The organism is Bradyrhizobium sp. RP6, assembly GCF_003837805.1.
GTDB lineage: Bacteria > Pseudomonadota > Alphaproteobacteria > Rhizobiales > Xanthobacteraceae > Bradyrhizobium.
Window position 1 is genome coordinate 53,175 of the sequence record NZ_RQIT01000012.1, and the last position, 19,359, is coordinate 72,533.

Below are 19,359 nucleotides of genomic sequence, written 5' to 3' on the forward strand. Positions count from 1 at the left end.
GGAGAACGCAATGGCGATTGCGGAACAACAGACCTCGCCCCAGGCGGCTCTAGGCTCCAGCGAGAGGAGCTGGCACGGCATTGTCCTGCAAACGTTGAAGCGGAACGAGATCAGCCTCGTCCCTTACGTGCCCGACCGCGTTCTGACACCGCTGATCAAGAACCTGCACGCCGACCCCTTCTTCACCACCTTTGCCACCGCCCGCGAGGAGGAGGCGGTCGGCATCGTCTCGGGCGCCTGGATGGGCGGACGACGCGGCGCGGTGCTGATGCAGACCTCCGGCTTTGCCACGCTGGCCAACGTGCTGGCCTCGCTCGCGGTGCCCTACCAGATCCCGCTGATCATGTTCGTGTCCGAGCGCGGCACGCTCGGCGAGTTCAACTACGGCCAGTCGCTGGTCTGCCGCACCATGCGCCCGGTGCTCGATTCACTGGCGCTGGAGCACCACACGATCACCCGCCTGGACGAGCTCGGCTTCATCACGGACCGCTCGATCAAGCAGGCCGTCACCACGCAGGCCCCGGTGGCGCTGATCCTCAACCCGCTGCTCACGGGCGGCAAGGTGTTCGACAAGTGAGCGCCACCATGAACACGCGCAACACCAAGGTCATGAACCGCTTCGACGTCACCTCGCGCCTCGTCGCAAAACTCAGGCACGAGGAAGCCGTCATCGGCGGCATCGGCAACACCAATTTCGATCTCTGGGCCGCCGGCCACCGCCCGCAGAATTTCTACATGCTGGGCAGCATGGGGCTCGCCTTTCCGATCGCGCTCGGCGTGGCGCTGGCGCAGCCCGGTCGCCGCGTCTTCGCACTCGAAGGCGACGGCTCGCTGCTGATGCAGCTCGGCGCGCTGTCGACCATTGCGGCCCTGAAGCCGCAGAACCTGACGATGATCGTCATGGACAACGGCGTCTATCAAATTACCGGCGCGCAGCCGACACCGGCAGCTGATGTCGCCGACATCGTCGCCATCGCCATCGGCTCCGGCCTCGCCAACAGCGCCTGGGCCGCGGACGAGGAGGATTTCGAGCGGCTGGTCGACGATGCGATGGCCGGAGCCGAGCCGCGCCTGATCGCCGTCCGGATCGACGACAAGCCGGGCGTGGGCACCACCCGCCGCGACCCCGTGCAGATTCGGGAGCGCTTCATGCACGGCCTCGGCGTGCGCGAGCCGTTATGACATTTTGTCATTAACTACACGGCGATCTGATACCGACCTCGCGACAACCCCGCCAAATCCGTGCTAAGCGGTCCGGATGTCCTTTTTCATTCGTAGCGTTGCCTGGCTGCTCGCGGCCGCCGTCACTTTCGCAACCCTGGGTCCCCCCGGCCTGCGGCCCCATTCCGACCTAAGCCAGGACGGCGAACATGCGCTCGCCTTCGTCCTGGTGGGACTGGCGTTCGGCCTCGCCTATCGGCGACGACGTCTGCTGATCGCAGCCGCCGCGGTCGTGCTGATTGGCGTGCTCGAGCTGCTGCAATTTTGGGCACCCGGCCGCCATGCGCGGCTGGAGGATTTTCTGGTCGATGCCGCCACCGCCTGCCTGGGCTTTGCGCTCGCCGCCGCGACCGATTGGCTGCTCGCGCGCTTCCGTACCAGCGCTGCCCTGACAAGCGAAGGCCCCGCGGAGTGACATTCCGCAGGGCCCAATTCGGCGCACAGGGTTGCGGCCGATCAGTCGATGATCTTGACGACGCGGCGGGTGCGCGGCTCGACGATCACGCGGCGATCGTTCACGACCGCATAGCGATACTCGGTGTAGTTCGGCACGGGCCGCAACACCACGGTCGGGGGAAGCGGCTCGCCAACCACGACACGCTCGTGAATCACCACGGAATCGTCACGCGGGATCCCGCCCAGCACGGCATTCGGAATTTCGAGACCGGCGCCGACAGCCGCACCAACGGTGCCGCCGACCATCGCGCCGATCGGGCCACCAATGTCGCCGCCTGCGCGCGCGCCATCCGCGGCGCCCTGGGCGGTTGTTGACTGGGCGAAGGCCGCGCTCGACGCCAGCAGCGAGACGGCAGCGAACGTAATCGCAAGACGGGTTTTCATGTGCTTATGTCTCCAGTGATTGTCCTGCGCCTTCAACCGCGGGGCTGGAGCATTGTTCCGGTTCCGTGGGGCCAAAGAAGCGCCCAGATCCAGAGACTGTTACGCCGTAACACATCATGATGCGGCGATCTCGTGCCCCGCCATTAGTTCCAGCGCTCGCACCATCGCCGAATGATCCCACGCCTTGCCGCCATGCGCGGTGCAGGACGAGAACAATTGCTGTGCCACCGCCGTGCTCGGCAGCGAGAGCCCGAGCGCACGCGCACCTTCGAGCGCGAGGTTGAGATCCTTCTGGTGCAGCTCGATGCGGAAGCCCGGATCGAAATTACGCTTCACCATGCGCTCGCCGTGGACTTCGAGGATGCGCGAGGAGGCGAAGCCGCCCATCAGCGCCTTGCGCACCAGCGCAGGGTCCGCGCCGGCCTTGGATGCGAACAGAAGCGCTTCGCTCACGGCCTCGATCGTCAGTGCGACGATGATCTGGTTGGCGACCTTCGTCGTCTGCCCGTCGCCATTGGCACCGACATGCGTGACATTCTTGCCCATCTTGTCGAAGACCGGCTTCATGGTGCCAAAAGCCCGCTCCGGCCCGCCGACCATGATGGTGAGGCTCGTAGCTTTCGCTCCGACCTCCCCGCCCGACACCGGCGCGTCGAGATAATCGGCGCTGAGCGCCTCGATCTTCTTCGCAAACTCTTTCGTCGCCAGCGGCGAGATCGAGCTCATGTCGACCACGATCTTGCCCTTGGAGATGCCGCTCGCCACCCCGTCCTTGCCGAACAGCACGGCTTCCACATGCGGCGTATCCGGCACCATGACGATGACGGCATCCGCCTGCTCCGCGACCTGCTTGCCGGAGTTGCAGGGAATGCCGCCGGCCGCGATCAGTTCCGGCGCCACGGGCCCAACGTCATGCAGGAAAACGCGATGGCCCGCGGCCAGGAGATGGCCGGCCATCGGCCGTCCCATGGTCCCAAGTCCGATGAAACCGATATTGGTCATAGTTTGATTTCTCACGGTTGGTGTAGCAAACTTCATCCACGCATTCAGTGCACCTCTCCCACTTGCGGGAGAGGTCGGCGCAGAGCGCCGGGTGAGGGTTCTCTCCGCGTTGGGATTTTCTCCGGAAGGATCTCATCGCGGAGACACCCTCTCCCCAACCCTCTCCCGCAAGCGGGAGAGGGAGCGCACCTTCATCGCGGGGCCGCATCTGGCCCTAAATCTCAGGTCTCAAAGGTCTGCGCCGCGTGCCACGAGAGGCCTTCCAGCGTCGTTGTGCGCGGCTTGTATTCGCAGCCGATCCAGCCGCGATAGCCGATCGCGTCGAGATGGCGGAACAGGAAGGGATAGTTGATCTCGCCGGTGCCGGGCTCATGACGGCCGGGATTATCGGCGAGCTGGACGTGGGCGATCTCAGGCAGATATTCCTGGATGGTGCGAGCGAGATCGCCTTCCATGATCTGCATGTGATAGATGTCGTACTGGATGAAGAGGTTGTTCGACCGGACGTCCGAGACCAGCTGCACCGCCTGCTCGGTGCCGTTGAGGAAGAAGCCGGGAATGTCCAGCGTGTTGATCGGTTCGACCAGCAGCTTGATGTTCTCCCGCGCCAGCGTCGCGGCGGCGAAGCGCAGATTTCCCACAAGCGTTTCCTGGAGCTCGCGCGGATCGGCACCAGCAGGTGCGATGCCGACGAGACAGTTGAGCTGCTCGCAATCGAGCGCCTTGGCATAGTCGATGGCGCGAAACACGCCGTCGCGGAACTCGCTGGTGCGATCGGGCAGGATGGCGATGCCGCGCTCGCCCGCCGCCCAGTTGCCTGCGGGGAGATTGTGCAGCACCTGCGTCAGGCCATGTGCCTCGAGCCGCTCGCGCAGCTGCGCCTTGTCGAAATCATAGGGAAAGAGATATTCGACCCCGGCAAAGCCCGCTGCTTTCGCAGCAGCGAAGCGGTCGAGGAACGGCATCTCGTTGAAGAGCATGGTGAGGTTGGCGGCAAACTTCGGCATGATGTCCTCCCCTATTCCGCCGGCTGCAGCACGCCCGGGCGCGCCTGCTCGACCTCGTCGAGCGGAAGGTTCAGCACCTCCTCGAACTCGACGATGTTGTCGATCTCGGTGCCCATCGCGATGTTGGTGACGCGTTCGAGGATGAACTCGACCACCACGGGCACGCGATGCCTGGCCATCAATTCGCGCGCGGTCACGAACGCAGCCTGCGCGTCCTTCGGATCGGTGACGCGGATCGCCTTGCAGCCGAGCCCTTCGGCGACCGCAACGTGGTCGACGCCGTAGACACCGATTTCGGGCGCGTTGATGTTCTCGAAGGAGAGCTGGACCTGATAGTCCATCTCGAAGCCGCGCTGGGCCTGGCGGATCAGGCCGAGATAGGAATTGTTCACGACGACGTGGATGTAGGGCAGATTGAACTGCGCGCCGACCGCGAGCTCCTCGATCAGGAACTGGAAGTCGTAGTCGCCGGAGAGCGCAACGATGTCGCGATCCGGGCACGCGGCGCGCACGCCGAGCGCTGCGGGCAAGGTCCAGCCGAGCGGCCCCGCCTGCCCGGCATTGATCCAGTTGCGCGGCTTGTAAACGCCGAGGAACTGCGCGCCGGCGATCTGCGACAGGCCGATCACGGTGACGTAGCAGGTGTCCCGGCCAAAGGCCTTGGTCATCTCCTCGTAGACGCGCTGTGGCTTGATCGGAACGTCGTCGAAATGGCTCTTGCGCAGCATCGTCCTCTTGCGGTCGCGGCAGGCAGCGGGCCACGCCTGGCGCTCGCGGAGCCTGCCTGACCGCCGCCACTCCCTGGCGATGGTGACGAACAGCTCGAGCGCGGCCTTCGCGTCCGAGACGATGCCGAGATCGGGATTGAACACGCGCCCGATCTGCGTCGGCTCGATGTCGACATGCACGAAGGTACGGCCCTTGGTGTAGGTCTCAACCGAGCCGGTGTGGCGGTTGGCCCAGCGGTTGCCGATGCCGAGCACGAAATCGGATTCCAGCAGCGTGGCGTTGCCGTAGCGGTGGCTGGTCTGAAGCCCGACCATGCCGGCCATCAGCACGTGGTCGTCCGGGATCGCGCCCCACCCCATCAGCGTCGGGACAACGGGCACGTTGGCAGTCTCGGCAAACTCGACCAGCAGATCCGAGGCATCGGCATTGATGATGCCGCCGCCGGCGACGATCAGCGGCCGCTCGGCCGCGTTGAGCATCTCCAGTGCCTTCTCGATCTGCTTGCGCGTTGCAGTGGGCTTGTAGAGCGGCAGCGGCTCATAGGTCTCGTCGTCGAACTCGATCTCGGCGAGTTGCACGTCGAGCGGCATGTCGATCAGGACCGGCCCCGGCCGGCCCGAGCGCATCACATGGAAGGCTTGGCTGAATACGCGCGGCACCAGTGCCGGCTCGCGCACGGTGACCGCCCACTTCGTCACGGGTTTGGCGATCGACTCGATGTCGACGGCCTGGAAATCCTCTTTGTAGAGCCGCGCCCGTGGCGCCTGACCCGTGATGCAGAGGATCGGGATGGAATCGGCGATCGCAGAATAAAGCCCGGTGATCATGTCGGTGCCTGCCGGCCCAGAGGTTCCAATGCAGACCCCGAGGTTGCCGGCCTTCGCGCGCGTATAGCCCTCGGCCATGTGCGAAGCGCCCTCGACATGGCGCGCCAGGATGTGGCGGATCGAGCCGCGCTTCTTCAGCGCCGAATAGAGCGGATTGATCGCAGCACCGGGAACACCAAAGGCGGTCGAGATGCCCTCCTTCTCCAGGATTCGCACGGCCGCATCGACAGCTCGCATCTTCGCCATATCGGACCTCGCTTCAGTTGCGTCAGCGAGCGCGATCATCAGGCGAGCAAGATACGATCTCAACGAGATCGGTTTTATTTTCCACGATGCGGCAACCGCAAAAAAATCACGGCGCTCTCAATCAGTTAGATCGAGATATGCGTGAAAGCCGCGTCACTCGAACAGCGGCGCCAGCTCCATCTGCGGCACCAGCACGAGGCCCTTATCGGTGATGCGAATTTCCGGAATGACCGATAGCGGAATCAAATTGAAGCCCATGTAGGGGATGGTGCAGCCGGCCTCGGCCCATTCTTTCTTCAGCACCTTCACCTCTTCCGCCACTTCGCCGACGCGCTTGTCGGACAGGAGTCCTGCGATCGGCAGCGGAACCAGCGCCTTCACCCTGCCGTCGGCCACGACGCAGACGCCGCCTTGCCGCTCTTTGATCGCAGCGATGGCGACCTGCATGTCGTCCTCGTTGGTGCCCGCGACGATGATGTTGTGGCTGTCGTGACCGACGCTGGAGGCGACCGCGCCGCGCTTCAGGCCGAAATCCTTCAGAAGGCCATGGGCAACGTTGCCGGCGGATCTGCCATGACGCTCGACCACCGCGACGAAGCACAGGCCGTAGCGCGCGAACAGCGACGACCAGTCTCTTGCGGGTTCGATCGCCACTTTCTCGTGGATCAGCGTGATACCGGGCAGCGCGGTCTTGATGGCGTTGACGGTGCATGCCTTGGCGGGCAATTCGGGCGTCAGCTTCATCGTCTGCGGCAGCTTGACGGTCGCATAGGCTGCCTTGGGATATTGATATCGCTTCGACAGCGCCTGATCGAGACGCGGGGTGACCTTGCCGTGCTCGACCACGAGCTCGCCACCATACCAGGTGCATTGCGGCTTGAGCTGATCGTCCATCAGCACGAGGTCGGCGCGGCGGCCGCCGCCGAGCCCGCCGATATCGCCTTCCATGCCGAAGCGCGTCGCGCCATGCAGCGAGCCCATCGACCAGGCCTGCTCGGGCGACATCCCTGCCTTCACGGCTTCCCTCACCACCCAGTCGAGACCGAACAGCAGGAGATCGTCGGCGTCACGGTCGTCCGTGCAGACGGCCGTGCGCTTGTGCGAGGCCCCGAGTTCGGTAATCGTCCGGATCGCCTGCGGCAGCGAATGCCAGGGCGTCGTCGGTGGGCCGCCACGCAAGAACACCCAGACGCCGGCATCGAGCAGGTCATCGGCGATGTCGCGGTCGATCGCCTCGTGGGTATCGGTGATGCCGCTTGCCGCATAGGCGGCGACGAACTCGCGGCCATAGACATGACCGGACACCGGACGGCCACGCTTCAGGGCCGCGGCGAGAATGGCATGGCTGCGCTCGTCGCCCATCGTGACCGGCACGAAATCCATCTTCTCGCCAAGCGCCACCGCCTCCGGCCAGCGATCGAACAGGGCCGCGATCTTGTCCGGCGTGAGGTCGCCGCCAGCGGTTTCCAGTTCCGCGGATGTTGCCGGCACCGTGCTCGGCACCGTCAGGAAGATCGAGAGCGGCGCCTCGCGCGCGTCCTCCAGCATCGCCTCGACGCCGGCGACGTCCATGACGTTGCCGATCTCGTGGCTGTCGCAGAAGATCGTGGTGGTTCCGTTGAGCAGCGCAGCTTCCGCGTAGGCACAGGCCGTCACCATCGAGGATTCGATGTGGATGTGCGGATCGACCAGCCCCGGCGCGATGATGCCGCCGGCCGCATCATAGAGCGGCACGCCGTTCCAGACCTTCTTCGCCGTGCCGGCTGGCTTCACCGCGGCAATACGCCCGCCAGTTATCCAGACCTCGCGGCCTGGATGGATGCGCTCCGAATAGGTCGAGAGCACCCGGGCTCCCGTGACGACGAGATCCGGCGCGACACGCGCCGAAGCGACGTCGGCGAGGCACCGGGTCATCGCATGCAGCGGTGCGACGGCGAAGCGGGTAAGTTTCGTCATGATGACCCTCGCGCTGCGTTACGGCCAAGCGATGGTTACGCCCCGCGCGGAGCAGGGCAAGCGCAAATATAGCAGCACCCTGCTTAGGCCCCAGGCGCCGAACCGCCTGCCGTCCCCGACCTTGCAGGTCTGCGCTGGCTCCGCCGTCTTGGCGATGGTGCGGCAGTGGGCTTGACCCGTATGCGCATTGCCCGGCCGTTGGATTCATCGATTTCGAAGGAATTTGTCTTTCGCACGAGATCGCTCAGCTTGCGGGAGCCGTAGGTTCTCGAATCGAAATCGGGGGCGAGGTTGGTGAGCCCTTTTCCGACTTCCCCGAGAGAAACCCAACCATCTTCGCTTTCCATCTGGGCAATGACTTTCTTGATCATGGGGATGGCTGCGTCAGGGGGCTGAAGCGGCGCCGACCTCGCGGCGGCGTCCTGGGCGGTCGCCGTGCCGGCAAGCAGGTTCTCGGTGTAGACGAATCTCCGGCAGGCCTGCCTGAAGCTTTCCGGCGTCTTCTGCTCACCGAACCCGAAGACATCGACTCCCTGCTCCCGGATGCGGGCGGCGAGACGGGTGAAGTCGCTGTCGGAAGACACCAGGCAGAAGCCGTCGAACCGGCCGCTGTGAAGCAGGTCCATCGCATCGATGACCAGGGTTATGTCGGACGCATTCTTTCCCGTCGTATAAGCGAATTGCTGCTGCGGGATGATGGCGTGCTTCGACAGAATGTCGGCCCAGCCTCTGGAACGCGCATTGGAGAAGTCGCCGTAGATGCGTCGGACGCTGGCCTCGCCGATCTTGGCAATCTCCTCGAACAGTCCATCCGCGATCTTGGCCGAGGCATTGTCGGCGTCGATCAGGACGGCCAGACGCGGCGAGCGAAGTTCGGACGGCATGGCATTTCTCCACGGGATGGACGCAGCATTAGAACGTGCGTGCGTCTTAGCGGCTAATCCTCGTTCGCCTTGAACCGCCCGAGCCCCTTCATCACGAAGGGCGCCAGCAGCGCGATCAACGCCACCGCCAGCAGGGTCGCCGAGATCGGGCTTTGGACCAGCGTCATGGGATCGCCGAGGCTGATCGCGAGTGCGCGGCGCAACTGGCTTTCCGCGATCGGGCCGAGGATCAGGCCGACGACCACGGGAGCGATCGGAAAATCGAACCGGCGCATCAAAAAGCCGAGCACCCCGAAGCCGGCCAGCATCGATAATTCCACGACCGACGGCTTGGCGGCGATGGTGCCCATGGTCGCGAAGACGAGGATGCCGGCATAGAGCCAGGGCTGCGGGATCGCGAGAAGGCGCACCCACAATCCGACCAGCGGCAGGTTGAGCACCAGCAGCATGCAGTTGGCGATGAAGAGGCTCGCGATCAGACCCCACACCAGATCGGGCCGCTCGGCGAACAGCAGCGGTCCCGGATTGAGGCCGTATTGCTGAAAACCCGCCAGCATCATCGCGGCGGTCGCCGAGGTCGGCAGCCCGAGCGTGAGCAGCGGCACCAGCGTGCCGGCCGCAGAGGCATTGTTGGCCGCTTCCGGTCCCGCCACACCTTCGATCGCGCCCTTGCCGAATTCTTCGGGGTGTTTGGTCAGGCGCTTCTCGGTCGAATAGGACAGGAAGGTCGGGATCTCGGCGCCGCCCGCCGGCAGCGCGCCGATTGGAAAGCCGAACATGGTGCCGCGCAGCCACGGTTTCCACGATCGCTTCCAGTCTTCTTTCGTCATCCACAGCGAGCCGCGCACCGGCTCGAGCTTCTCCTCGGTATGGTGGCGGCGCGATGCAACATACAGTGCCTCGCCGACCGCGAACAAGCCGACCGCGAGCGTCGTCACCTCGACGCCGTCGAGCAGCTCGGGGATGCCGAACGCAAGCCGCGCCTGGCCGGTCAGCTTGTCGATGCCGACGAGGCCGAGCGTCAGGCCGATGAACAGGCTGGTCAGGCCACGAACCGGCGAATCTCCGAAGGTCGCCGACACCGTGACGAAGGCAACGCACATCAGCGCGAAGTAATCCTCAGGGCCAAAGCGCACGGCGAAATCGACCAGCCACGGCGCAAGGAACGCGAGTCCGATGGTGGCAATGGTGCCGGCGACAAAAGAGCCGATCGCGGAGGTCGCAAGCGCCGGCCCGCCACGGCCGGCCTTGGCCATCTTGTTGCCTTCGAGCGCAGTCGCCATCGAGGCGCTCTCGCCCGGCGTGTTGATCAGGATCGCAGTGGTCGAGCCCCCGTACATGCCGCCATAATAGATGCCGGCGAACATGATCAGCGAGCCGCCGGGATCGAGCTTGTAGGTCACCGGCAGCAGCAGCGCGACCGTCAGGGCCGGGCCGATGCCGGGCAGCACCCCGACGGCCGTGCCGAGGAACACGCCGATCAGCGCATAAAGCAGGTTCATCGGCTGGACGGCGACCGCCATGCCGTGGGCCAGCGCGGCAAAAGTGTCCATCACAGCAGTCGCTCCAAGGGTCCGGCCGGAAGGCTCAGCGTCAACAGGCGGTCGAACGCGAGATAGATGAAGGTCGACATCACGAGGGCGATGATGCTGTCGACCAGGATGGCGCGGCGCCCGAACGCGGCCGACGTCGTCACGAACAGCGCGGACGTCGCCAGGATGAAGCCGCCGCCGAAGCCAATGATCGCAATCAGCAGCGCAAGACCAATGAGGATCAAGACCACCGGCACGGGATCGGCGCTCTCGCGCGCCGGCAGGTTGCCGCGTAGCGCGTCGATGAAATTGCCGATCGCGAGCAACGCAAGACCGGAGGCGACCACAACCGGCATCGCCTCGGGCCCCATCCCGTACATCGCGGCAGATTGCAGGCCGCGCGCATCCCAGACCAGCACCGCGGCGAGACCTGCGAGCAACGCAGCGATAACGAGGCCGGCGCGGTCGACGCGCCGCGGCGGCCGCGCAGGATCGCCGGAGCTCATGATTTGACGAGGCCGACCGATTTCAGCACGTCGGTCACCCGCACCGTTTCCTTCTTCAGGAAGTCGGCGAAAGCGTCGCCGCCGAGATAAGCGTCCTCCCAGCCCTTCTGCTTGAGGATCTCCTTCCAGGCGTCGGACTTCACCATCTTCTCGACCGCATCGCTCAAGGTCTTGCGCTGCTCCGGCGTGATGCCGGGAGGCGCGACCACCGAGCGCCAATTGGCAATCACGAGGTCGATGCCTTGCTCCTTGAAGGTGGGGATGTCGCTGCCGGCGATGCGCTTCTCCGAGGTCACCCCGATCGCGCGCAGCTTGCCGGACTTGATCTGCCCTTCATATTCGCTCAGCCCCGAAATGCCCGCGGTGACCTTGCCGCCGAGGATCGCAGCCAGCGACTCGCCCCCGCCGGAGAACGGGATGTAGTTGATCTTCTTCGCATCGGCACCGACGGCGTCGGCGAACAGCGCTGCCATCACATGGTCCACACCGCCGGCCGACCCGCCGGCGAAGGTGACCTTGGCGATATCGGCCTTCACCGCGGCGGCGAGATCCTGCGCATTCTTGATCGGCGAATTCGCGGGAACCACGATCACCTGGATCTCCTCGGTGAGGCGGGCAATCGGCGTCACCTGCTCCAGCGTCACCGGCGACTTGTTCATGGCGAGCGCGCCCACCATGACGAAGCCGTTGACCATCATCTGGTTGCCGTCGCCCTTGGCGCCATTGACGAACTGCGCGATGCCGACGCTGCCGCCGGCACCGGGAACGTTGGTGACCTGCACGCTGCGCGCGACGCCCGAAGCCACCAGCGCCTGCTGCATCGAGCGGGCCGTCTGGTCCCAGCCCCCGCCGGGCGCGGCCGGTGCCATCAGCTTCAGCTCGAGCTGCTGGGCGAGGGCCGGATTGGCTGCCGCCAGGGTCAGCGCGACGGCCGCGCCGACAAGGCGCACGGGAAATCGGAACATGGGGGCATCTCCAGGCTCATGCGGACGTTTGCCGCATTGTGTCGTTTGGTCGCATATCAGCCAAAACGACCGAGGCTGTCCAGTGACATCCCCCAAGGCTTTTTTGGTCAGCGGGGCGACGGAATCACCCCGCCGAGCGCGGCCGTCAGTTCGGCAGCGACAGCCCCGACGATTTGCCCGATCTCCGGCAACCGCTGATCGGTCAGCCGGCCGGTCATGCCGGAGACTGAAATCGCCGCGAGCGGCTCGGCGCAATCGTTGTAGACGACCGCCGCAACGCAGCGCAGGCCCATGCAGGCCTCTTCATCATCGAGGGCGTAGCCCTGCTTGCGGATCTTTTCGAGTTCCTTGAACAGGTCGCTCGGCCGAACGATCGACTTCTCGGTCAGGCGAGGCATGCCGTGATGGCGGATGACGGCGCCAACGTCCTCGTCCGAATAGGTCGCGAGCACGGCCTTTCCGACGCCGGAGGTCACCATGGGAACGCGGCCGCCGACCTTGGTCAGCGAGCGCATGATCTCGCGGCTTTCCATGCGGGTCAGCACGATGATGAACTCGTCGTCGACGACGGCGAGATTGGCCGTCTCGCGGGTGAGATCGCGCAGCTTGCGCAAATAAGGGATCGCCTGCGCGGAGAAATTGCGCCGCCGCGCGAAGCTTGCGCCGACGGTGAAGCTGCGCACGCCGACATGCCATTTGGATTCGGCACGGTCGAACTGCACGAAACGACGGCTCTCGAGCGTTGCGAGCAGTCGGTGCACGGTGGACGCCGACAGGCCGGTGCGGATCGCGAGATCGCTGAGGCGATAGCCTTCGTCGTCCTCCGCCAGCGTCTCGATGATCGACAGCGCGCGGTCAACGGACTGCACGCCACCGTCGCGGCCCTCGTGATCGGCTTCCGCGACCGATTTGGGCTCAAGCGATTTGCGCCGGATCACGTTCTTGCTCATCGCGACCTGCCGCTTTGGAATTCGTCATCCCGGGATGGTCCGAAGGACCAGACCTCAGGTGCGCAATTGCGCACCATAGGTCGATGCTGCGCATCGCCCCGGAACGACTTACCGTGCAAGACGCCGCTTCGGACTGCCGAAGCGGCGTCAGCGACTCAGAGCAGCCCTGCCCCGCGCGCCCACTTATACTTGGCGCCGAGGACCTCGACCGGCAGCTCGGTCGAGTAGGCGTAGGCCGGGATTCCGTTCTGGTAGAGATATTCCGCGGCTTCCTCGACCTCGACGTCGCCGGCGAGCGAGGCGACCATGGGCTTCACGAAGCCCTTGGCCTCCATCTCCTTCTTCACCTCGACCATGTTACGGGCGAACACCATCGGCGGGGTGACGATGGTGTGCCAGTAGCCGAGGATCAGCGCGTGGATGCGCTCGTCCGATAGGCCGAGCTTCACCGTGTTGACGTAGGTGATCGGCGGCTCGCCGCCGGTGATATCCACAGGATTTCCGGCAGCCCCAAACGGCGGGATGAACTTGCGGAAGGCCGCATCGAGATCCGGCGGCATCGACATCAGCGACAGGCCGTTGTCGACGCAGGAGTCCGAGAGCAGCACGCCCGAGCCGCCGGCGCCGGTGATGATCAGCACGTTCTCGCCCTTCGGCGTCGGCAGCACCGGCACGCCACGGGCGAATTCGAGCAGCTGGCGCAAGGAGCGAGCGCGGATCACGCCGGACTGCTTGAACACGTCCTCATAGATGCGATCGTTACCGGCGAGCGCACCGGTGTGCGAGGATGCAGCCTTGGCACCGGCCGAGGTGCGGCCGGCCTTGAGCACCACCACCGGCTTCTTCTTGGAGACGCGTTTTGCTGCTTCCGCAAAGGCGCGGCCGTCCTTGAGGTCTTCGCAGTGCTGCGCGATCAGATTGGTGTTCGGATCCTGCTCGAAGAAGGCGAGCAGATCGTCCTCGTCGATATCGGACTTGTTGCCGAGGCCGACGATCGCCGAGACGCCCATCTTCGCTGAGCGCGAGAAGCCGATGATGGCCATGCCGATGCCGCCCGACTGCGACGACAGCGCCGCGTGGCCCTTGACGTCGTAAGCCGTACAGAAGGTCGCGCAGAGATTGGCGGGGGTATAGTAGAAGCCGTAGATGTTCGGTCCCATCAGGCGGATGTCGTACTTCTTGCCGACCTCGACGATCTCGGCCTGCAGCTCCGGCGCGCCGGCTTCGGCGAAGCCCGACGGGATCAGCACCGCGCCCGGGATCTTCTTCTCGCCGCACTCGGTGAGCGCCGCAGCCACGAACTTGGCGGGGATCGCGAACACCGCGACGTCGATCACGCCGGGCACATCCTTGACGCTCTTGTACGCCTTGTAGCCGAGGATCTCGGCGGCCTTGGGATGGATCGGATAGATCTCGCCCTTGTAGCCGCCATTGATGAGGTTCTTCATCACGGAGTTGCCGATCTTGCCGTCCTCGGCGGAGGCGCCGACCACGGCGACCGCCTTCGGCTGCATGATGCGGTTCATGGCCGCGACGATCTCTTCGGTCGGACGCGGCTTGGGCTTGGGCCTGTAGGCGAAGTCGACGACGATGCGCACATCCGCGGCGGTCGCGTCCTTCGGCGTCGCGAACACCGGGTTGAGGTCGAGCTCGACGATCTCGGGGAAATCGGTGACGAGCTGCGAGACCTTGACGATGATTTCGGCGAGGGCGTTGCGGTTCACCGGCTCGCCGCCGCGCACGCCCTTCAAAATCTCATGCGCCTGGATGCCGTCGAGCATCGAGAGCGCGTCCTCCTTTGTCGCGGGCGCGAGGCGGAAGGTGATGTCCTTCAACACCTCGACCAGCACGCCGCCGAGGCCGAAGGCGACCAGCTTGCCGAACGAGCCGTCGGTGATCGAGCCGACGATGACTTCGGTGCCGCCCGCCAGCATCTGCTGCACCTGGACGCCCTCGATCTTGGCATCGGACTTATATTTCTTGGCGTTGGAAAGAATGGTCTCGTAGGCCTTCTCGGCCTCGTCGGTCGTCTTGAGGCCGACGATGACGCCGCCGGCTTCGGTCTTGTGGAGAATGTCCGGCGAGACGATCTTCATCACGACCGGGAAACCCATGGATGAAGCCATCTTGCCGGCCTCGCCCGCCGACTTTGCCACGCCCTCCTTCGGCACCGGAATGCCGTAGGCGTCGCAGACCAGCTTGCCTTCCGGCGCCGTCAGGCTGGTGCGGTTGTCCGCCTTGACCTGGTCGAGCACCTTGCGGACGGCATCTTTGGAATTGGACATCTGGCTTCTCCCTTGACCTGAGTTCGTTCTTTTCAAAGCGCGCGCGTGGTTTGCGGCTGCCCGTGATACTTGCCATTCGCCGCGCTCTGTTCCATGCGGCGGAACGGAGTGGCATAAGCCCAAAGGTTACTCCGCCGGCTTGGATCGAAAATGGCTGGCGATGGCATTTGGTATGCCAGAAGCCAACTTGTCAAGCTGGTGGATGTCTTAGAACGCCGCAAAAAATCGCCAGCTTGACATTCTGGCATGTGGTATGCCAAAAACTTTCCCATTAATATTCCTGTAAAAGACGACTCCCACTGGAGGAGATTCGTCGTGTCACTACGCAAACCAACCAAGGCGTTGCCGAACATGGCCGAGGCAGACATCGCAATCGTTCGTATTGCTCCGGAGAGCAGCTTCAAGAACAAGGCCTATGACGCCTTGAAGGAAGCCATCCTCAAGATGGACATCTACTCGACGCCCGAGCCGGTGATGCTCGACGAGCGCGCGCTGTCCGAACGGCTCGGCGTCAGCCGCACGCCGATCCGCGAAGCCATCGCGATGCTCGAGCAGGACGGTTTTGTGAAGACGGTGCCGCGCCGCGGCATCATGGTGGTGCGAAGGACCAAGAGCGAGATCGTCGACATGATCCGCGCCTGGGCGGCGCTGGAGAGCATGGCCGCGCGCCTCATCACCACCACCGCACGCAAGAAGGATATCACGGCGCTGCGTGACTTCTTCAAGGATTTCAGCAAGGACCGCCTGCCCGAGGATCACGTCGAGGAGTATTCGCGCGCCAACATCGCCTTCCACCAGGCGCTGATCTCGCTGTCGGAATCGCCCGTGCTGGTCGATCTCACCAACGACCTCCTGCTGCACGTGCGCGGCTATCGCCAGCTGACCATCGGACGCAAGGATCGCACCGCGACATCGCTGCCCGAGCATCTCGGCATCATCGAAGCGCTGGAAGCGCGCGACACCGAGCTCGCCGAGAAGCGCGCCCGCGATCACACCCTCGGCCTTGCAGCTTACGTCGAAGCGCACGGCCAGGAACTCTTTACCTAGTGAACCTTCACCAGAAGGGCGAACAATTCGCCCCAACGACCTTGAGACCAGGGAGACAAGGCCCATGCTGAATACCGCGACCAAGTCCGAAGCACCGGGCACCGAGCAGGAACTGACGGATGGCTTTCATCTCGTCATCGACGCGCTCAAGCTGAACGGCATCAACACCATCTATAATGTGCCGGGCATCCCGATCACGGATTTGGGCCGCATGGCGCAGGCCGCCGGCATTCGCGTGATCTCGTTCCGCCACGAGCAGAACGCCGGTTACGCCGCAGGCATCGCCGGCTATCTCACCAGGAAGCCCGGCGTCTGCCTCACGGTGTCGGCGCCCGGCTTCCTCAACGGTCTCACCGCGCTCGCGCATGCCACCACCAACTGCTACCCGATGATCCTGGTCTCCGGCTCCTCCGAGCGCGAGATCGTCGACCTCCAGCAGGGCGACTACGAGGAGATGGATCAGCTCGCGATTGCCAAGCCGCTGTGCAAGGCGGCCTATCGCGTGCTGCATGCCCAGGACATCGGCATCGGTTTCGCCCGCGCCATCCGCGCCGCGGTCTCGGGCCGTCCCGGCGGCGTCTATCTGGATCTTCCGGCCAAGCTGTTTGGCCAGGTGATGAATGCCGAGGCCGGCCGGAAGTCCCTGGTCAAGGTCATCGATGCTGCGCCCGCGCAGATCCCCTCGCCTGCTTCGGTAAAGCGCGCGCTCGACGTGCTCAAGAGCGCGAAGCGCCCGCTCATCATCCTCGGCAAGGGCGCGGCCTACGCGCAGGCCGATGAGGAGATCAAGACCTTCGTCGAGAAGAGCGGCGTTCCCTTCCTGCCCATGAGCATGGCCAAGGGCCTCCTCCCCGATACCCATCCGCAGTGCGCCGGCGCGGCCCGCTCGACCGTGCTGAAGGAGTCTGACGTCGTCATGCTGATCGGCGCGCGGCTGAACTGGCTGCTGTCGCACGGCAAGGGCAAGAGCTGGGGCGAGGCGCCGAAGAAGTTCATCCAGGTCGACATCGAGCCGAAGGAGATGGACTCCAACGTCGAGATCGTCGCGCCCGTCGTCGGCGACATCGGCTCGGTCGTCTCCGCCTTCAACCAGGCGCTTGCCTCGGGCTGGACCGCCCCGCCCGCCGACTGGACCAAGGCCGTCTCGACCAAGCGCGAAGAGAACGTCGCCAAGATGGCGCCGAAGCTCATGAACAACAAATCGCCGATGGACTATCACGGCGCGCTCGGCGTGCTGAAGAACGTCATCAAGGAGCACCCCGAGGCGATCCTCGTCAACGAGGGCGCCAACACGCTCGACCTCGCCCGCGGCGTCATCGACATGTACCGCCCGCGCAAGCGTCTCGACGTCGGCACCTGGGGCGTGATGGGCATCGGCATGGGTCAGGCGATCGCAGCCGCGCTCGAGACCAGCCATCCCGTGCTCGCGGTGGAAGGCGACTCGGCCTTCGGCTTCTCCGGCATGGAGATCGAGACCATCTGCCGCTACAACCTTCCGATCTGCGTCGTCATCTTCAACAATGACGGCATCTATCGCGGCACGGACGTGAACAACGCCAACGCCGACCCGGCGACGACGGTGTTCGTCAAGGGCGCGCGCTACGACAAGATGATGGAAGCCTTCGGCGGCATCGGCGTCAACGCGACCTCGCCCGACGAGCTCAAGCGCGCCGTGAACGAGGCGATGAAGTCCGGCAAGCCGACGCTCATCAACGCGGTGATCGATCCGGCTGCAGGCTCGGAGAGCGGCCGCATCGGCAATCTCAATCCGCAGAGCGTTTTGCAGAAGAAGAAGTAAGTCCACCCCTCAACCCAATACTCCCTGCCGGGTGCAGGGGCAGACAAAGAGTACGGAGCAACACGATGACCAAAGCGCTCACGGGCGTTCGCATTCTCGACTTCACTCACGTCCAGTCCGGACCGACCTGCACGCAGCTGCTGGCCTGGTTCGGCGCCGACGTGATCAAGGTGGAGCGTCCGGGCGTGGGTGACATCACCCGCGGCCAGCTGCAGGATATCCCGAACGTGGACAGCCTGTATTTCACCATGCTCAACCACAACAAGCGCTCGATCACGCTCGACACCAAGAACCCCAAAGGCAAGGAGGTCCTCACCGAGCTGATCAAGCAGTGCGACGTGCTGGTCGAGAATTTCGGCCCCGGCGTGCTCGACCGCATGGGCTTCCCCTGGGAGAAGATTCAAGCGATCAACCCGAAGATGATCGTCGCCTCGATCAAGGGTTTCGGCCCCGGACCGTACGAAGACTGCAAGGTCTACGAGAACGTCGCGCAGTGCACCGGCGGCGCCGCCTCCACCACCGGCTTTCGCGACGGCGTGCCGCTCGTCACCGGCGCGCAGATCGGCGATTCCGGCACCGGCCTGCATCTGGCGCTCGGCATCGTCACCGCGCTCTACCAGCGCACCCACACCGGCAAAGGCCAGCGCGTCACCGCCGCGATGCAGGACGGCGTGCTCAACCTCTGCCGCGTCAAGCTGCGCGACCAGCAGCGCCTCGCCCACGGCCCGCTCAAGGAATACAGCCAGTTCGGCGAAGGCGTGCCGTTCGGCGATGCCGTGCCGCGCGCCGGCAACGATTCCGGCGGCGGCCAGCCCGGCCGCATCCTGAAGTGCAAGGGCTGGGAGACCGATCCCAACGCCTACATCTACTTCATCACCCAGGCTCCGGTCTGGGAGAAGATCTGCGACGTGATCGGCGAACCCTCGTGGAAGACCGATCCGAACTACGCCAAGCCGGCGGCGCGCCTGCCTCGCCTGAACGAGATCTTCGCCCGCATCGAGCAGTGGACGATGACCAAGACCAAGTTCGAGGCGATGGAGATCCTCAACAAGGACGACATCCCGTGCGGCCCGATCCTGTCGATGAAGGAGATCGCCGAGGACCAGTCGCTGCGCGCGACCGGCACCGTCGTCGAGGTCGACCACCCCACCCGCGGCAAGTACGTCTCGGTCGGCAACCCGATCAAGCTGTCGGATTCCCCGAGCGACGTGCAGCGCTCCCCGCTGCTCGGCGAGCACACCGACGAGATCCTGCGCTCGGTGCTCGGCTTCTCGGATCACCAGGTCGCCGAGATCCACAAGTCCGGCGCGCTCGACCCGCCGCAGAAGCAGGCCGCGGAGTAACCGGGCCAACATTGAACGAGACGAAAGGGCCGCCCGAAGGGGCGGCCCTTTTTGCTTGGGAAGGCGCGCAGCCGCGCGCTCAAAATCAAAACTGGAAAACAACCCCATGCACAGTAGCCATCCCGTTGGTCCGCAACGATATTTCTGTTTCGACGAAAAAATCCTGACCCGTCGGGCAAAACAGGGGTATTATGCCATCGTGGATGTCGTGCCGGGAGTGC

The 19,359-nt window shown here is 64.7% G+C and carries 17 protein-coding genes; 6 read left to right on the forward strand and 11 right to left on the reverse strand.

Translation table 11 applies throughout. From position 1 onward, the window contains the following. The first annotated feature begins 10 nt into the window (after nucleotides 1-10). The 3 genes from EHH60_RS21540 to EHH60_RS21550 all read left to right on the forward strand — a co-directional run bounded on the left by EHH60_RS21540 (nucleotide 11) and on the right by EHH60_RS21550 (nucleotide 1,636). Nucleotides 11-577 (forward strand): thiamine pyrophosphate-binding protein, encoded by a 567-nt coding sequence (locus EHH60_RS21540; RefSeq protein WP_124161447.1) that lies wholly within the window; start codon nucleotides 11-13, stop codon nucleotides 575-577. 8 nt (nucleotides 578-585) lie between these two features. Further along, complete coding sequence (locus tag EHH60_RS21545) at nucleotides 586-1,182, forward strand: thiamine pyrophosphate-dependent enzyme (protein ID WP_199751716.1); 597 nt, start codon at nucleotides 586-588, stop codon at nucleotides 1,180-1,182. A gap of 76 nt (nucleotides 1,183-1,258) precedes the next feature. Next, the gene (locus tag EHH60_RS21550; RefSeq protein ID WP_124161449.1) at nucleotides 1,259-1,636 is read left to right on the forward strand and encodes a VanZ family protein; all 378 of its coding nucleotides are present in this window, start codon (nucleotides 1,259-1,261) and stop codon (nucleotides 1,634-1,636) included. A gap of 41 nt (nucleotides 1,637-1,677) precedes the next feature. On the opposite strand, the gene EHH60_RS21555 is transcribed toward EHH60_RS21550, so the two are convergent. The 11 genes from EHH60_RS21555 to EHH60_RS21605 all read right to left on the reverse strand — a co-directional run bounded on the left by EHH60_RS21555 (nucleotide 1,678) and on the right by EHH60_RS21605 (nucleotide 14,950). Beyond that, nucleotides 1,678-2,061: a DUF1236 domain-containing protein gene (locus tag EHH60_RS21555; protein WP_124161450.1), complete on the reverse strand. Its 384-nt coding sequence runs from the start codon at nucleotides 2,059-2,061 to the stop codon at nucleotides 1,678-1,680. Between the two features lie 114 nt (nucleotides 2,062-2,175). Then, nucleotides 2,176-3,099: a 2-hydroxy-3-oxopropionate reductase gene (locus EHH60_RS21560; RefSeq protein WP_124161451.1), complete on the reverse strand. Its 924-nt coding sequence runs from the start codon at nucleotides 3,097-3,099 to the stop codon at nucleotides 2,176-2,178. A 185-nt stretch (nucleotides 3,100-3,284) separates the two neighbouring features. Continuing rightward, nucleotides 3,285-4,070 carry a hydroxypyruvate isomerase gene (hyi, locus tag EHH60_RS21565; protein WP_124161452.1) on the reverse strand — a complete coding sequence of 262 codons (786 nt, stop codon included), beginning with the start codon at nucleotides 4,068-4,070 and terminating at the stop codon, nucleotides 3,285-3,287. 11 nt (nucleotides 4,071-4,081) lie between these two features. Beyond that, a complete protein-coding gene (gene gcl, locus EHH60_RS21570; protein ID WP_124161453.1) occupies nucleotides 4,082-5,872 on the reverse strand; it encodes a glyoxylate carboligase in 1,791 nt (596 codons plus the stop codon). A gap of 153 nt (nucleotides 5,873-6,025) precedes the next feature. Further along, nucleotides 6,026-7,828 (reverse strand): adenine deaminase, encoded by a 1,803-nt coding sequence (locus EHH60_RS21575; RefSeq protein WP_124161454.1) that lies wholly within the window; start codon nucleotides 7,826-7,828, stop codon nucleotides 6,026-6,028. 83 nt (nucleotides 7,829-7,911) lie between these two features. Then, complete coding sequence (locus tag EHH60_RS21580; protein ID WP_124161455.1) at nucleotides 7,912-8,712, reverse strand: NYN domain-containing protein; 801 nt, start codon at nucleotides 8,710-8,712, stop codon at nucleotides 7,912-7,914. A 53-nt stretch (nucleotides 8,713-8,765) separates the two neighbouring features. Next, a complete protein-coding gene (locus tag EHH60_RS21585; protein ID WP_124161456.1) occupies nucleotides 8,766-10,265 on the reverse strand; it encodes a tripartite tricarboxylate transporter permease in 1,500 nt (499 codons plus the stop codon). Then, the gene (locus EHH60_RS21590) at nucleotides 10,265-10,750 is read right to left on the reverse strand and encodes a tripartite tricarboxylate transporter TctB family protein (RefSeq protein WP_124161457.1); all 486 of its coding nucleotides are present in this window, start codon (nucleotides 10,748-10,750) and stop codon (nucleotides 10,265-10,267) included. Before EHH60_RS21590 ends, EHH60_RS21585 begins: the two co-directional genes overlap by 1 nt. Beyond that, on the reverse strand, nucleotides 10,747-11,715 hold the full coding sequence (locus EHH60_RS21595; RefSeq protein ID WP_124161458.1) for a Bug family tripartite tricarboxylate transporter substrate binding protein: 969 nt from the start codon (nucleotides 11,713-11,715) through the stop codon (nucleotides 10,747-10,749). Before EHH60_RS21595 ends, EHH60_RS21590 begins: the two co-directional genes overlap by 4 nt. A 107-nt stretch (nucleotides 11,716-11,822) precedes the next feature. Continuing rightward, nucleotides 11,823-12,665, reverse strand: a complete 843-nt coding sequence (locus EHH60_RS21600; RefSeq protein ID WP_199751719.1) for an IclR family transcriptional regulator — start codon at nucleotides 12,663-12,665, stop codon at nucleotides 11,823-11,825. A gap of 155 nt (nucleotides 12,666-12,820) precedes the next feature. Next, nucleotides 12,821-14,950, reverse strand: coding sequence for an acetate--CoA ligase family protein (locus EHH60_RS21605; RefSeq protein ID WP_124161460.1), 2,130 nt, complete (start codon nucleotides 14,948-14,950; stop codon nucleotides 12,821-12,823). A gap of 351 nt (nucleotides 14,951-15,301) precedes the next feature. On the opposite strand from EHH60_RS21605, the gene EHH60_RS21610 reads away from it, so the two are divergent. The 3 genes from EHH60_RS21610 to frc all read left to right on the forward strand — a co-directional run bounded on the left by EHH60_RS21610 (nucleotide 15,302) and on the right by frc (nucleotide 19,138). Beyond that, a complete protein-coding gene (locus EHH60_RS21610; RefSeq protein WP_162131044.1) occupies nucleotides 15,302-15,997 on the forward strand; it encodes a GntR family transcriptional regulator in 696 nt (231 codons plus the stop codon). A 64-nt stretch (nucleotides 15,998-16,061) separates the two neighbouring features. Further along, nucleotides 16,062-17,795 (forward strand): oxalyl-CoA decarboxylase, encoded by a 1,734-nt coding sequence (oxc, locus tag EHH60_RS21615; RefSeq protein WP_124161461.1) that lies wholly within the window; start codon nucleotides 16,062-16,064, stop codon nucleotides 17,793-17,795. 65 nt (nucleotides 17,796-17,860) lie between these two features. Further along, nucleotides 17,861-19,138 carry a formyl-CoA transferase gene (frc, locus tag EHH60_RS21620; protein WP_124161462.1) on the forward strand — a complete coding sequence of 426 codons (1,278 nt, stop codon included), beginning with the start codon at nucleotides 17,861-17,863 and terminating at the stop codon, nucleotides 19,136-19,138. Nucleotides 19,139-19,359: the final 221 nt, after the last annotated feature.

Excerpts from the sequence above, each read along its gene's own strand:
- EHH60_RS21540 (WP_124161447.1), top strand. The coding sequence starts at position 11 with ATGGCGATTGCGGAACAACAGACCTCGCCCCAGGCGGCTCTAGGCTCC.
- EHH60_RS21545 (WP_199751716.1), top strand. The coding sequence starts at position 586 with ATGAACACGCGCAACACCAAGGTCATGAACCGCTTCGACGTCACCTCG.
- EHH60_RS21550 (WP_124161449.1), top strand. The coding sequence starts at position 1,259 with ATGTCCTTTTTCATTCGTAGCGTTGCCTGGCTGCTCGCGGCCGCCGTC.
- EHH60_RS21555 (WP_124161450.1), bottom strand. The coding sequence starts at position 2,061 with ATGAAAACCCGTCTTGCGATTACGTTCGCTGCCGTCTCGCTGCTGGCG.
- EHH60_RS21560 (WP_124161451.1), bottom strand. The coding sequence starts at position 3,099 with ATGAAGTTTGCTACACCAACCGTGAGAAATCAAACTATGACCAATATC.
- hyi (WP_124161452.1), bottom strand. The coding sequence starts at position 4,070 with ATGCCGAAGTTTGCCGCCAACCTCACCATGCTCTTCAACGAGATGCCG.
- gcl (WP_124161453.1), bottom strand. The coding sequence starts at position 5,872 with ATGGCGAAGATGCGAGCTGTCGATGCGGCCGTGCGAATCCTGGAGAAG.
- EHH60_RS21575 (WP_124161454.1), bottom strand. The coding sequence starts at position 7,828 with ATGACGAAACTTACCCGCTTCGCCGTCGCACCGCTGCATGCGATGACC.
- EHH60_RS21580 (WP_124161455.1), bottom strand. The coding sequence starts at position 8,712 with ATGCCGTCCGAACTTCGCTCGCCGCGTCTGGCCGTCCTGATCGACGCC.
- EHH60_RS21585 (WP_124161456.1), bottom strand. The coding sequence starts at position 10,265 with ATGGACACTTTTGCCGCGCTGGCCCACGGCATGGCGGTCGCCGTCCAG.
- EHH60_RS21590 (WP_124161457.1), bottom strand. The coding sequence starts at position 10,750 with ATGAGCTCCGGCGATCCTGCGCGGCCGCCGCGGCGCGTCGACCGCGCC.
- EHH60_RS21595 (WP_124161458.1), bottom strand. The coding sequence starts at position 11,715 with ATGTTCCGATTTCCCGTGCGCCTTGTCGGCGCGGCCGTCGCGCTGACC.
- EHH60_RS21600 (WP_199751719.1), bottom strand. The coding sequence starts at position 12,665 with ATGAGCAAGAACGTGATCCGGCGCAAATCGCTTGAGCCCAAATCGGTC.
- EHH60_RS21605 (WP_124161460.1), bottom strand. The coding sequence starts at position 14,950 with ATGTCCAATTCCAAAGATGCCGTCCGCAAGGTGCTCGACCAGGTCAAG.
- EHH60_RS21610 (WP_162131044.1), top strand. The coding sequence starts at position 15,302 with ATGGCCGAGGCAGACATCGCAATCGTTCGTATTGCTCCGGAGAGCAGC.
- oxc (WP_124161461.1), top strand. The coding sequence starts at position 16,062 with ATGCTGAATACCGCGACCAAGTCCGAAGCACCGGGCACCGAGCAGGAA.
- frc (WP_124161462.1), top strand. The coding sequence starts at position 17,861 with ATGACCAAAGCGCTCACGGGCGTTCGCATTCTCGACTTCACTCACGTC.